General features: G+C 53.3%; 8 protein-coding genes, 2 pseudogenes and 1 riboswitch. Of the genes and pseudogenes, 4 read left to right on the top strand and 6 right to left on the bottom strand.

Annotated features, from left to right (window positions below; genetic code table 11):
* Window positions 1–208: 208 nt before the first annotated feature.
* On the top strand, window positions 209–2,206 hold the full coding sequence (locus CSTAT_RS03330; protein WP_075723777.1) for an FAD/NAD(P)-binding protein: 1,998 nt from the start codon (window positions 209–211) through the stop codon (window positions 2,204–2,206).
* 59 nt (window positions 2,207–2,265) lie between these two features.
* A complete protein-coding gene (locus CSTAT_RS03325) occupies window positions 2,266–2,814 on the top strand; it encodes an OsmC family protein (protein ID WP_075722457.1) in 549 nt (182 codons plus the stop codon).
* Window positions 2,815–2,837: 23 nt separating this feature from the next.
* Here CSTAT_RS03325 and thiC read toward each other — a convergent pair whose 3' ends face one another.
* Together thiC and CSTAT_RS03315 are read right to left on the bottom strand one after the other, a co-directional pair.
* Window positions 2,838–4,607 carry a phosphomethylpyrimidine synthase ThiC gene (thiC, locus tag CSTAT_RS03320; protein WP_156845143.1) on the bottom strand — a complete coding sequence of 590 codons (1,770 nt, stop codon included), beginning with the start codon at window positions 4,605–4,607 and terminating at the stop codon, window positions 2,838–2,840.
* 29 nt (window positions 4,608–4,636) lie between these two features.
* Window positions 4,637–4,746: riboswitch (TPP riboswitch) on the bottom strand.
* 632 nt (window positions 4,747–5,378) lie between these two features.
* Window positions 5,379–6,293 (bottom strand): annotated as a pseudogene (locus CSTAT_RS03315) (BCCT family transporter); the annotation flags it as partial.
* A gap of 33 nt (window positions 6,294–6,326) precedes the next feature.
* Between CSTAT_RS03315 and CSTAT_RS03310 the strand changes: the two are divergent.
* Window positions 6,327–7,709, top strand: a complete 1,383-nt coding sequence (locus CSTAT_RS03310) for an IS3 family transposase (protein WP_075722456.1) — start codon at window positions 6,327–6,329, stop codon at window positions 7,707–7,709.
* A gap of 33 nt (window positions 7,710–7,742) precedes the next feature.
* Here the strand turns inward: CSTAT_RS03310 and CSTAT_RS03305 are convergent.
* Window positions 7,743–8,651: pseudogene (locus CSTAT_RS03305) on the bottom strand (BCCT family transporter); the annotation flags it as partial.
* Window positions 8,652–9,065: 414 nt separating this feature from the next.
* Between CSTAT_RS03305 and CSTAT_RS03300 the strand changes: the two are divergent.
* Window positions 9,066–10,307 (top strand): aminotransferase-like domain-containing protein, encoded by a 1,242-nt coding sequence (locus tag CSTAT_RS03300; RefSeq protein WP_075722455.1) that lies wholly within the window; start codon window positions 9,066–9,068, stop codon window positions 10,305–10,307.
* Here CSTAT_RS03300 and CSTAT_RS03295 read toward each other — a convergent pair.
* From CSTAT_RS03295 to CSTAT_RS03285, 3 genes are read right to left on the bottom strand one after another with little or no spacing between them, the layout of a single operon-like run.
* Complete coding sequence (locus CSTAT_RS03295; protein WP_066792641.1) at window positions 10,272–11,294, bottom strand: sialic acid TRAP transporter substrate-binding protein SiaP; 1,023 nt, start codon at window positions 11,292–11,294, stop codon at window positions 10,272–10,274. The genes CSTAT_RS03300 and CSTAT_RS03295 overlap by 36 nt on opposite strands.
* Window positions 11,295–11,306: 12 nt before the next feature.
* A complete protein-coding gene (locus CSTAT_RS03290) occupies window positions 11,307–12,584 on the bottom strand; it encodes a TRAP transporter large permease (RefSeq protein WP_075722454.1) in 1,278 nt (425 codons plus the stop codon).
* Window positions 12,584–13,213, bottom strand: coding sequence for a TRAP transporter small permease (locus CSTAT_RS03285; protein ID WP_066792637.1), 630 nt, complete (start codon window positions 13,211–13,213; stop codon window positions 12,584–12,586). Before CSTAT_RS03285 ends, CSTAT_RS03290 begins: the two co-directional genes overlap by 1 nt.
* Window positions 13,214–13,264: the final 51 nt, after the last annotated feature.

Raw genomic sequence — 13,264 nt, 5'->3', positions numbered from 1 at the left:
AGTGGCCATTTATATTCTTGGCCATTCTGAATGAAATTCCGGATTTTGCTGCAGACCGGAGCTGGTGGTCAGGCGCCTAGCTGGCGGTCAAATAGTCAAAGAAGAATTACTTATGAACCGCTCTTACTAATTTTAGTAGACAGGTTGGTATAGTCGACGGAAGAAACGACAGACTTTATGGTCTATGAATCTTAGGGATGAAACTTTTATGCCAACTATTTCGCCTTCCATTGCGCTCATCGGATTAGGGCCGCGCGGCGTATCGACGCTGGAGCGGCTTGTTGCGCACTTTAATGTGGTGGAAAACCCGCCGCAAGAATTCCATCTACATTTAATTGATGACGCACAGCATGGCGGTGGCCGGATTTGGGATACCACGCAGACCAAGGCGCTGTGCATGAATACTTTCGCACACGGCATGACACTCTTTTCGGAGCCCGGCGCGACGGTGGAGGCGCCGGTGGTGGAAGGCCCCACCATTTATGAGTGGGTGCGCCTGCACTTAGGCCACGAGGAGGAGGTAACCCGCGCAAAGCGGGATTACGTCACACAGCATCCGCTTGACGATGGCCTTTGGGAGCGCTTTAGCCGCGAAGAATTAGAAGAACTCCGCCCGGAGTCTTATCCCCTACGCGCGCTGTACGGCTATTACTTAGTGTGGTTTTATCAGTCTGTTCTGCAAGATATTCCGTCGTGGGTCACTGTACGTAGCCACAAGGCCCGTGCCACCAGCATCGAAGAAGCTGATAATTATGACATCATCACTTTAGATAACGGTGAAACTGTCGAAGCTTCGGCAACCATTGCAGTTACAGGTTGGCAAGAACAGGGCCTAGCCGCGCAGGAAAAGTGGATCAAAGAAACTTTGGACACTCATCCAGGCCTCAACTGGATTCGGGCAAATAACCCAATTGAGCAGGATGTTAGTTCCATCAAGGACAATGAAAAGGTACTCTCCCGCGGCTTAGGGATGGGCTTTTTCGATATTTTGATTTTGACCACGCAAGAACGCGGTGGGCAGTTTGTCGAGGACCCAGATGCGGCCAGTGGGCTGCGTTATATTGCCACCGGTAAAGAGCCAACGTATTACGCGAGCTCCAGGCGCGGTTACCCGTTTATGCCACAGTCTGATGATGGTGGATTGCCACCAGCAGCGGAGATTCCCCGTTTAAAGAAGGTTGTTGCGGATCTTTCCGATCGTAAGGGTCGTCGCTCTATCGACTATGACGTGGAGGTCTGGCCAGCGGTCCTGCGCGATGCTTACCACGCATACGTCAAAACTTTGGCCCGCGTAGAACCACAAGCACTCAAGGCCGACTTGGACACCATTGTGCAGGCTATCGATGACGCTGAGGTTGATGCCAGTGTGGTCTTTAATGGCGTCAGCGCGATGGATGAGGTCATCGAAAAGTACACCACCAAGCGTTTTTCACTGCTGCGCTGGATGCATCTTTTGCCAGCCAACTTCGATAACACGCAAGAGCTCACCGCGTATGTGATGCAGCGCCTGGAAGAAGACCTGCGCGATGCCGAGCAGGGACAAGATAGCCCAGTGCGTGCTGCCCTGTGGTCTTTGGGCTTTTCCCGCAAGCCCTCCCAGGTGCTGGGGGCGGAAGGGCGATACACCGTGGAATCGCGCCACCACATGTTTGATAAGGCCATTGCGCTGGCGCAACTGGCGTGCTCCGGCCCACCAATCTTCCGCACGCGTCAGCTCATGGCGCTCGTGGAGGCAGGCGTCGTGAAGTTCATCGGTGGCTATCCGCTGCTCGATACCGACCGTACTACCGGTGAATGGACCATGAGCTCACCCTATTCCGGCGGCGTGCGCTATCGCGGCACCACGCTTTTCGACGCCTGGGTGCACAAGCCAGATATCCGCAAGATGCCGGTGGATTCCTTCATGAAGGACTTAGTAGAGAAAAAGCGCGTCGTTGCCTTTAGCGATATCGCCGAAGATGGCACGGAATTGCCGACCGCATCAGTCGCACAACATCCGCAGTCGCGCCGCGTGCTTGATGCCGAAGGCCACGAAGACCCACGCCTACACATGGTCGGTATCCCCGCGCACGCGCAGTACCCGGACACCACTATTTCCCCACCACTGCCAGGGACCGACTCCTGGTTTATTCAAGAAGCCGACAAGGCCGCCACGAGCGCATTTAATATAACGCTCGGTGTGAATAAAATGAACCAAGCTGTCTAGCGATTTACATTCAAGGCGCGTATTGTGGGAAACATTCCACGAAAGAAGGAGAATTTTTAATGTCTGATCTCACCCCTAATCACAAGGCCGGCGAACCACTCGAGGCTATCGATGCCGACAAGCTGGCGTCGTTGCGTCAGAAGAATATCGATACCCCAGAAGGCGGCAAGAAGGTCATCAAGACTCACACCGAGGCTGATGGACACTTCCGCAATTACACCCAGGTTCGCGACCTGAAGCCAGTTTTGGTGTCTGAGCCACCAGCTTTGCTTGGCGATGACTCCGCGCCGAACCCAACCGAAATCGCCCAGGCCGGCCTAGCAGCTTGCATCTCCGTGGGCATCCAGGCAATCGCTACCCACCGTGGCGTTACCCTGACCAAGATCGACATCGATATCGAATCCAACATTGACGTCTCCCCTGTCTGGGGCGTTGGCGACTTGAGCGATGATAAGCGCCCAGGTGTTTCCGATGTCCAGGTCAACGTTGATGTTGACGGCGATGCTGACCGTGAGACCCTAGAAAAGATTGTCGATGACGCAATCCAGTGGTCCCCTGTGGTCAACACCTACACCCGTCCAGCAAACCTGACCCACAAGGTGGTCTAAAAGCCAGCTTGTTAGTCAGCTGATTACTTTGGGGCACCGATGGTCGGCTGTGGCAGGTAGACTTGCCCTCCCGCGTTGAGGAATTCCTGGCTCTTTTGCTGCATGCCAGCAATAGCAGCTTGGGCCTCGGCGCTGCCATAGGTGTCGCGGATATCTTGCGATATCCTCATTGAGCAGAACTTCGGACCGCACATTGAACAAAAGTGTGCGGTCTTTGCTGGTTCTGCCGGCAAAGTTTCATCGTGATATTCCTGGGCTGTTACCGGGTCCAGACCAAGCGAGAACTGGTCATTCCACCGGAATTCAAAGCGTGCCTTGGACAGGGCATCATCACGCGCGGTGGCACCGGGATGCCCCTTGGCAACATCTGCTGCGTGCGCTGCGATTTTATAGGTAATCACGCCGGTCTTTACGTCATCCCTGTTGGGAAGACCTAAGTGTTCTTTCGGGGTGACATAGCACAGCATCGCGGTGCCATAGCGTGCGATTTCGGTTGCGCCGATAGCGGAGGTGATGTGGTCATAGCCCGGCGCGATATCTGTTACCAGCGGGCCCAGCGTATAAAAAGGTGCGCCTTTGCAGAGTTCTTGTTGCCGCTCGACGTTTTCGCGAACCTTGTGCAGCGGAATATGCCCTGGCCCTTCGACCATCACCTGTACGTCATATTCCCACGCGCGCTGGGTCAGCTCAGCCAGGGTGTCTAGTTCGGCAAACTGCGCGGCGTCGTTGGCATCGGCAATGGAGCCGGGACGGAGGCCATCGCCAAGCGAAAATGCCACGTCATAAGCGGCGAAAATCTCGCACAGCTCATCAAAGTGGGTGTACAGGAAGTTTTCTTCGTGGTGAGCGAGGCACCAACCGGCCATAATCGAGCCACCCCGGGAGACAATGCCTGTAACTCGGTCGGCGGTGAGCGGCACATACCGCAGCAACACGCCCGCGTGGACGGTCATGTAATCAACGCCCTGCTCGCACTGTTCAATAACGGTGTCCCGGTAGATCTCCCAGGTCAGCGCATTGGCGTCGCCATCGACTTTCTCCAATGCCTGGTAAATCGGGACTGTGCCAATCGGAATGGGTGAATTGCGCAGAATCCACTCGCGCGTGGTGTGAATGTCATTTCCGGTCGACAAATCCATGAGGGTATCCGCGCCCCACTTCGACGCCCATTCCAGCTTGGCGACTTCTTCGTCAATGGAACTGGTAACGGCAGAGTTGCCGATATTGGCGTTGATCTTCACCAAAAATTGCTTACCGATGATCATCGGCTCCGATTCGGGATGGTTGATATTCGCAGGGATGATCGCCCGGCCCGCGGCGACCTCGCTGCGAACGAGCTCCACGTCGACGTTTTCACGCAGCGCCACATAACGCATTTCCGGCGTTATCTCACCCTTACGCGCGTAGTGCATCTGGGTTACCCGTTTACCGGATTTCGCGCGCAGGGGCACCGGCTTGCTTCCCTGCCACTGCTGGGACGGCGCGCCACGGCGTACAGCGGTGCGGCCATCATCTTCGAGGCGTGCACCACGAGCTTCATAGGTTTCCGTGTCGCCAAATGCGGCTATCCACTCGGCGCGCCAAGGCGCAAGGCCTTGTTCCGGAACGCTGCCAGGACCCATGGTCCGGTAGACCTTCAACGGTTCATTCGGCGTGCCATCTGGGGAATCAGATTGGGCAATTGCGGTTACTGGCACTCTGATTCCGTGTTCAACATCTTCGAGCCACGACAGGCTGTGAGCTGGATGTTGTTCGGATGTCTGCGCACCCTGAGCCTCGTTGGTCGCGTTCAAAGGGGTCGGCAAATTTACATTACGATCAGACAATGAAGTCTCCTATTTCCTACGCCGGCATTAACCGGATCAGGTTCAACGGTCTCGGACTTCACTAGCCCGATCTCAGCCACTTTTAGTGGCACCCGCATGGACTCTTTATCTCTATCACGTAATTTCAAGCCCGACAAGCAATTAATTTCATTCTCGGTAGAAAGCGACTGTTCAGCGGCTATGAATTAAAAATTAAAAGTCTTAAATTTTAAGCCCTTCTCCCCACGTACAAGGTTTTAGTTTGGCTAAGACGGAACACCATGAAGCAGCGACTCACGTCATCACCATTGTGACAAGCCAGGAACTAAAACGGATAGGTCAATGACCGGCAGTATGCGGCGCTCGGCGCTCCTTATACGGGAACGCTTGCGCAAGATGAGCACATGAGGATTACCGGGATGCAACGTGTGTTAGCGCCGTTGTCTGTGATGTCATTTCCACACCCCACGAGAAGCAGAATTTTAGTTCGCAGAAATGCTCTTTCATTCCTTCTAGCAACAGTGAGCAACAAGGCAGCGACAGTAGCGGTCTTAGCTACCGGATACTTGCCTTTCCCAGTAAAACGGCAACTGCCCAAGCGCGGAGTCCATCTCAGATGGGAATCGCACTTGGGCAGCAAATTTATCCTGGATTTTCCATAAGCTTGCCGCGGTTAAAGCGGCCGCCTATCCAATGCACCTGACCGCTTTAAGGCAAGAATCTATTCCAAAGATAATACGCGCAAAGCTTTAAACTTTGTTAGGCCTTTGCCTCGTTTCCTGGACCTTCAGGCGGGGTTTCCGGTTCATATTCATTGTCGACGTCGCCGCCGAGATAAACATCGCCGTCAACCACCACATGGCCTGGAATATGGAAACGTCCTTCTTCGTCATAGGCAAATTCAGGTACACCTAGCTCGTTACCGTCAGCATCGAAACCAGGGGCAGGACGGGATTCATGTTCTTCAAGTTTTTCGGGGCTATCTGTCTTCTCCCAGTGACGCGTGGCGATGCGACGCTCTGCCGCATAATCATCCCCCATGCCTTTCAGCAGTGAGTACATCATGCAAAACATCATGATGAAGAACGGCAGTGCGACAATAATGACGACTTCTTGTATGGCTTCGATACCAGTGTCGTTGATAAACAGCAGCGCAGCGGTCACCGCGCCAACAGCAATAGCCCAACCGATGCGGTAGAACACGGGGGACTTATTTTCTTCACCGGTGGCAAATGAGTCTATGACAAGGGCTGCGGAGTCGATCGAGGTAACGAAGAAAATTACGATGACAAAGATTGCCAAAGAACCAGAGATGGCGTAAATCGGGTACTGCTCCAAAAGCGCGAATAGTGCGACAGGAGTATCGCCGTCTTCGACCACCGGTCCAGTAAGAACCCCGGGGTCAGATAGTTCCATCTCAATCGCCGCGCGGCCGAAGATAGAAAACCAGATGACCACGAAAACAGTTGGCAACGCTAGTACGCCGCCGATGAATTCACGCACGGTACGGCCACGCGAGATGCGCGCGATGAACATACCGACAAATGGTGACCAGCAAATAGTCCATGCCCAGTAGAAGACGGTCCAAGTACCCTGCCAGCCAGGATTCTCAGCAAAGGAATCCGTCCAGAACATCATCTCCGGCAAGGACGAGCCGTAGTTACCGAACGCTTGGGGATGCGGACGGAATCCTGAAAGGTTTTCCTAGTGAACCGTTCCTACACCCTAGAAGAACGCAAGAAGGCTGTCGCGGAGTATCGACGAACCAAATCTGTCGTGGAAACGATCCGCAATCTGGGCTACCCAGGCCGTTGGACAATGTACAAATGGCTGCGGGAGCCTCTCAAGCCGGGTCCTAAGCCACGCAAGCAAGCCACAAAGCTACGTTCCTATCCTTGGAAGCTCAAGCTTGAAGCTGTGCAGATGTACAAAGAGGGCCTACGTCCTCAGGAAATCGCCGACAAACTCGATCTGTATACGAAGATGAGCGTATACAGTTGGGCGCAAGCATATCGTGAACTCGGCGAATGGGGCCTGATGTCCAACGAAGAACGAAGAACTGAAAGAAAAATCCCGACCAAGAAATCTCTCAAAGCCTCGCTACCAGACGATCCAAAAGAGCTAAAGAAGCTGGCAGCTCAATTGATGGTTGAAAAAGCAGTGATGGCTGAGGAGCTGATGTTAATAAAAAAAGACGACAGCGTCACTCCGGGAGCACTGAACAATCTTCAGAAGACTCTGGTAGTTGACGCACTCCGAAACCACCTTCCGCTTCCCATGCTGTTGGAAACAGCAGGCCTTTCTACCTCTACGTTCTACTATCAACTCGCAGCCCAGGCTCGCCTAGACCCGCTACAAGATGTCAGGCTGCGCATTGCTGAAATAGCTGAGGAAAGCCACTTTACTTACGGCTATCGCAGAACTTGGTGGGTATTGCGTCATGAGGGTATCACTATTAGCGAAAAGGTCGTCCGCCGGCTAATGCAGGAGATGGCAATCCCAGTTCGTAGCCCGCGAAGGAAAATTCGATATTCCAGCTACGCAGGGGAAATAACTCCAGCGCCGCCGAATATCGTCAAAAGAAACTTTCATGCAGACGAGCCAAGCATGCTGTGGTTGACCGACATAACCGAGTTTGTAGCCAGCAACGGAAAAGTTTATCTCTCGGCCATTGTGGACTGTTTTGACGGAAAGATTGTCGGATGGAAAACCGGTCGCCATCCCACGATGGAAATAGCAGAGAAATCCCTTATAGAAGCGCTTGAATCCCATCCACCAACAGCGTTGAACAAGCTTGTTGTGCACTCTGACCGGGGCACTCACTACCGCGCCAATAGCTGGATAACCATAACCCGAACGGCCGGAATCATTAGATCTATGTCCAAAAAAGGGTGTTCACCAGATAACTCAGCTTGTGAGGGCTTCTTTGGCCGGATGAAAAATGAAATGTACTACCACAAGATTTGGCACAGGGTAGATGAGCTTGAAGAAGCAGTAAATTCCTACATTGAGTTTTACAACAAAGTCAGAATTAAAGACTCTCTCGGCGGAATAAGCATCCATGCACACCGAAACCTGATAGCTTCATAACCGAAACAATCCTAAAAACAGTCCGCATCCCCCTTCGACTGTATGGCGCAGCAGCGTCAACGTCGGTCCCATCAGCAGGACGAAAACCATCAGGACGACGGCCGCACCAATGTTAAGGTTCGACAAAATCTTGATGCCGCGATCGAGACCAGAAGCAACAGATACGGACGCTGCGATGGTAACAACAATGATGATCGCTAATTCCACGCCGGAGATAAGCGGGACATCCCACATGATGTTCATACCTGCGTTGATCTGCAGCACGCCAAGGCCCACAGAGACCGCGAGACCGAAGACAGTACCGATGATCGAGAGGGCATCGATAAGTTTTCCTGGCCATTCGTACACCTTGCGACCAAGCAGTGGCGAAAATGTCGACGACAAACGTGCTGGCATCTTGCGCTTGTAAATGAAATATCCCAAGGCCAAGCCTGGAAGCACGAAAGGTACCCACATGTGTGCGGCAAAGTGGTAGTACGTAAATTCAAATGCTTGGTCAATGGCTTCTTGGCTCATCGGCAAGAAATCGCCGCGCGGCGGGTTGAAGCTGTGGTGCAAAGGCTCAGCTGCGCCCCAAAACATCAAGGTAGCGCCTAGACCGGCCGCAAAAAGCATCGCAAACCAGACTGGCACGGAGTAGGCGGGTTTCTCATCGTCGTCTCCCAGCCGGAGGTTTCCGTACTTGGATACGAAAATACCGATTAGGAAGACGAACATAAGGGAGTAGCCACCAATGTACATCCAGCCAAGGTTGTCTAATAGCCAACCAGAGACAACGGAGTACACGTTTCGGGCGCGCTCTCCAAATGCGAGAGTCAGCGCAACAAAGGCCACAATAAAGCCGCCCGAGACGAAGAAAATGAAAGGATCCGTCTGCAGTCTCAAACGCCGCTTTTTGGATGCTTTCTCCTCTGACTCCACTGGCGTCGCGCCCGAATTCATATTCGATTGGGGTTGAGAGGTAGTCACGTTATTTTACTTCCTACTTAGGGATTAGGACATGTGCCACTTTAGTGCACAAATTGCGATGAAGTAACAAATATCACCACCACTGGAGGGCTCGGTCTACTTCAGAATCTTGATTTGTCCGAATATCAACCCTAACACGGCGGCTCTTAGAGCCTGAAGATATGTTGTAAATCGGCAGCCCTGGGCCGAATATTAAGAACTGTGGGCACGGTGTCTGATAAAGCGACACCCGCAATAACTGATATTCATGACAAAGTCAGCATTTCGCGCTAAGTCATTAGATAGCATTGAAAGGAAGCACTGCACTGGGCGCTCAAACAGAGCGCAAGTGTTATCTACCGCCACCCACCTGCACTGGCGGTGATGAGATGAAAAGGAATATCACTGATGTCTGCTTCAAAGCGCACTAGTCTCCTCCCCCTCAATGAGCGTTTTGCTACGCGTGCGCAGTACTTTGCGCCCTCGCCCATTCGTGCTGTCTTTGAGATGGAGATGAACCCTGATGTCATCTCCTTGGCGGGAGGCAACCCGGAACTGACGCATTTGCCGTGGGAGGAAATTACCCGCATAAGCAACGACGTCGTGATCAAACAGGGCCTCTCTGCATTTCAGTACGGCACAACGGTGGGTCAGCCGGATCTCATCGCTGAAATCCAAAAGACCATGGCGTTAGAAGGCATCGAGACTGTTCCTGAAGACATTCTGGTGACATCCGGTTCGCAGATGTCTTTGGACTTGGTAGCCAAGCTCTTCCTCAACCCCGGTGATACGGTCTTGGCAGCTGCACCCTCTTATTCTGGTGCGCTTAATGTCTTTGCCGGTATGCAGGCACATGTGGTTCAGCTAGAAGGCGACGATGAAGGCATTACCATCGATGCCATCGAGGCAGCCATTGCTCATGCACAGTCCACTGGGTCCGATATCAAGCTCCTATATGTCATTCCCAACTTCGCCAACCCTTCAGGCGTGGTGATGTCGCACAAGCGACGGGAAGACATCGCCAAGCTCTGCCGTGCCCACCGTATCCTCATCGTCGAGGATAATCCCTACGGTCTTATCAACTTTGGGGTCAAGCTTCCTCCAGCGCTGCGCACGCTCGACCCAGATAATGTGATTTATCTAGGTTCCCTGTCGAAGATCTTCGCGCCCGGTATTCGCATTGGGTGGGCTGATGCCCCAGCCATGGTGCACGCCAGCTTGGTACCAGCGGCCGAAGCTTCCGGAATTTGTCCCTCCCCGTTGAGCCAATCCGTTGCCGCGAAATACCTGCGCGAGGTCGATTGGCATGCGGTCTTAGCCGCCAATGTTGACATGTACCACCGTCGTGCGCAGGCTCTCGATGCAGCCCTGCAGGAATTCCTTCCTGCAGGTTGTAATTGGGTCAACCCTACTGGTGGATTTTTCATCTGGGTGGAACTGCCAGAAACTATTGATGCCTCAGCCGGTTTATTGGATGAGGCAATGGAGGAAGGCATTTTATTTATCCCAGGCACCGCATTCTTTCTCGATGGCCGCGGACGCAATGCGCTGCGCTTATCTTATTCCCAAGCAGGTGAAGACACCTTGCGCGAAGCAGCTCGCCGGTTAGGAGCGCTACTTCACCGAGCGAATAGAGTTATAGACCTCTAATTCTTCTGGGCTTAGGTTTTCTTCCCAGTAGGCATGCGCCTTTTCCATAAAGGCTTCGCGGTCGACATCTTCGATAATCTCCGGCGTTCCTTGTTCCTTCCAGCGCGTCATGGTTTCTTGCTCATCCTCATCAGCACACTGGCGGTTTTGGGCGCGCACATCAGAGATTGCAGCTTGAAGGTCAGCCTGTTCTTGTTCACTTAGCCGCTCCCAAGTATCTCCCGCGACGATGATGAGCTGAGAGCCCACCGCGTGGCGGGACAGACTGACATAGTCCACGACCTCATCGAGTGAGTTTTCGGCGGTCAGGGAGATGGGATTCTCTTGGCCATCGACAAGCCCTTGCTGCAAGGAAAGATAGACTTCCTCAAAAGCCACAGCGACTGGTTCTGCACCGACCGCCGCAGCCGATGCAAGGTGCGCGGGAGTTTCTGGATACCGCAAACGCAAGCCCTGGAGGTCTTCTGGAGTGCGCACCGGAGCATTGGCAGAGAAAGTACGATCTCCCAGGTACCAAACGCCTAAAATTTTTGCGCCGGTCGCTTCTTCAAAATCGTCTTTGACTTGCTGAGAAGCTTCCGAATCGAACCATTCGAAGAGGTGATCCGGGTTGTCAAAGACATAGGCCATGTCCATCACGCCAATCGGTTCATAGACAGACGCCAAAGCCGAAGAGCCCTGCAGGTCAATATCGATATCGCCATCCAGCAAAGATGCGACGCGTTCTGCGTCACCGCCTAATTGACTCGATGGAAAGACCGTGAGCTGCAGCTCGGAATCACTGGCAACGAGTTGCTGTTGCACAAGCGCGGTACCGCACGCGTTGTGGTGGTGGTTGAGGTTATAGCTATTGGCAAAAGTCAGTTGCTCCGAACCGCGCACGGCGTGATCATGAATGACGCTGGTTCCAACTAGTGCACCGGCGACAAGCACTGCACCAGCAGCAAGTGCGCCCCAGCTCGCAGTGGAAATAGATTTTTTAGTCATCGGAATTTCTCCTTACATTCCAATTACGGCGGGAACGACGGTGACAATGGCGGGGAAGAAAATCAGCAAGAGCAAGACCACTCCAATTGGCACAAGGAATGGAATAACACCGCGGAATACGTCACCAACCGGCATGCGTAGAACCGAACTCATTACAAAGAGCACTGTTCCCACTGGCGGGGTGAGTAGACCCGTCATCAGCGCCAGGATAGTCACCACGCCGAAGTGAATCGGGTCAACGTTAAACTCAGTGGCCACCGGCAACAGAATAGGCACGGTGATAAGAAGCAAGGCTGTGGCATCGATAAAAGCTCCCAAAATAAGCAGCAATACGGCGGTGACAAGCAAGAAGGCCGTAGCAGAATTTAGGTTGCCGGTCATCAACGACGACAGTGCCTGTGGAACTTCCTCACGGGCTAGAATCCAGCCCAAGATGGTAGCGGCGACGATAATCAACATGATCGACGCGGTGGTTACTGCGGTTTCGCGCAAGGCCTTCCATAGAGTTGCCACGGTGAGCTTTTTGTAAATAAAACCCAAGATGATGATGTAGAGCGCACCCAAAGCAGCTGCTTCAGTCGGAGTGAAGAATCCGCCCAAGATACCGCCCAAGATGATGACGGGTGTTAGCAATGCACCTAATACGCGTACGGTGGCCTGCCCGATTGGACGCGGTTCATCTGCAGAACCCACGAGTTCATCTTTATGGCGTGCAATATAAAACGCCACGACGACCAGCAATGCTCCAGCCAGCAGCAGCGCCGGAAGAACTGAGGCTGCAAAGAGCGCGCCGGTGGAGACTGCTGCGACCGAAGCATAAATAACAGCCGGGATTGACGGCGGCATCACTGGCGAAATCAGTGATGAGGAAGCAGTTAGACCGGTAGCGAAGGATTTCTTAAACCCGGCGCGCTCCATTGCGGGCACCAGGGTCTTGCCCATCGCTGCGGCATCGGCTAAAGCCGAACCAGACATCCAGGAAAAGCCGACAGAAGCCATCACGTTGACGTAACCGAGGTTGCCGGTTACGCGGTGGAGCAAGGATTCTGCGAAATCAAAGAGGCGATCCGCAACACCGGAGTAGTTCGCCACGGTGCCCAGCAGGATAAATAGTGGGACGGCCAGTAGCGGGAAGCTGGCGATGCCATCGGCTGCAATGCGCATGGTAAATCCGGGGCTGTTTCCAGTCGCCAGCATGTACACCAAGCTGGGGGCCAAAATTGAGAGTGCCACGGGCACGCGGATGGCCATTAATATGGCGATAGCAATAATCAAAATTGCGATAGTCATTAAGAACGCGCCTCCTCATTAAGGGTTCCGCCGTCGAGTTTGTCACCCGGAGAGTTCGTGGAAACAGCGACCGAAGTCTCGGCGTCCACCGCCCGCAATGCTTCTTCTTCGATGGTTTCAATATTTTCTACAGGCGCCCAAATAATGTTGGCCAGCGCCTGAACAGTGCCGGAGACAAAAGCGAAGAAAGGGATGATGTACAAGATCCACATCGGGAATCCGGTTACTTGCAGCGTTTGTCCGGTATCTGAGGAAATCAGTGCCCAAGAGTCTTGCGCCAGCACGGCGCAGATAATGGCGCTGAGGATGGAAGATATCACCACAACAAAACGCTTGAACTCGGGGCGTCCGACATTCATGATGGCTTCGATGCTGAGGTGACGGCCTTGCCCCATCAATGAGCCTACGAGCATAAAGCCCAAGGCCATCAGTGCGTAGCGGGATACTTCCCCAATCCACGGCTGGGTGGCTACAGGTAGGTAGCGCTGGAATACCTGGATTGTCAGAAGAACAAAGATCAGAAGTACAAGAAGTGCTCCGAGTACTTCTTCGATTTTGGATAACCATTTGAGAATGGCTGGGCGTTTCGGTGCGCCCATCCAAGAAGGTGTAGCTGGCATTTCAGTCATGTCAGTAGTCCTTGGGGTTAAAGGTGTGAGATTTACTCACACTATCGCGAG

It is taken from the genome of Corynebacterium stationis (assembly GCF_001941345.1).
GTDB lineage: Bacteria > Actinomycetota > Actinomycetes > Mycobacteriales > Mycobacteriaceae > Corynebacterium > Corynebacterium stationis.
Note: the sequence above shows the minus strand (reverse complement) of the source record. Positions and strands in the feature narration are given on the sequence as shown.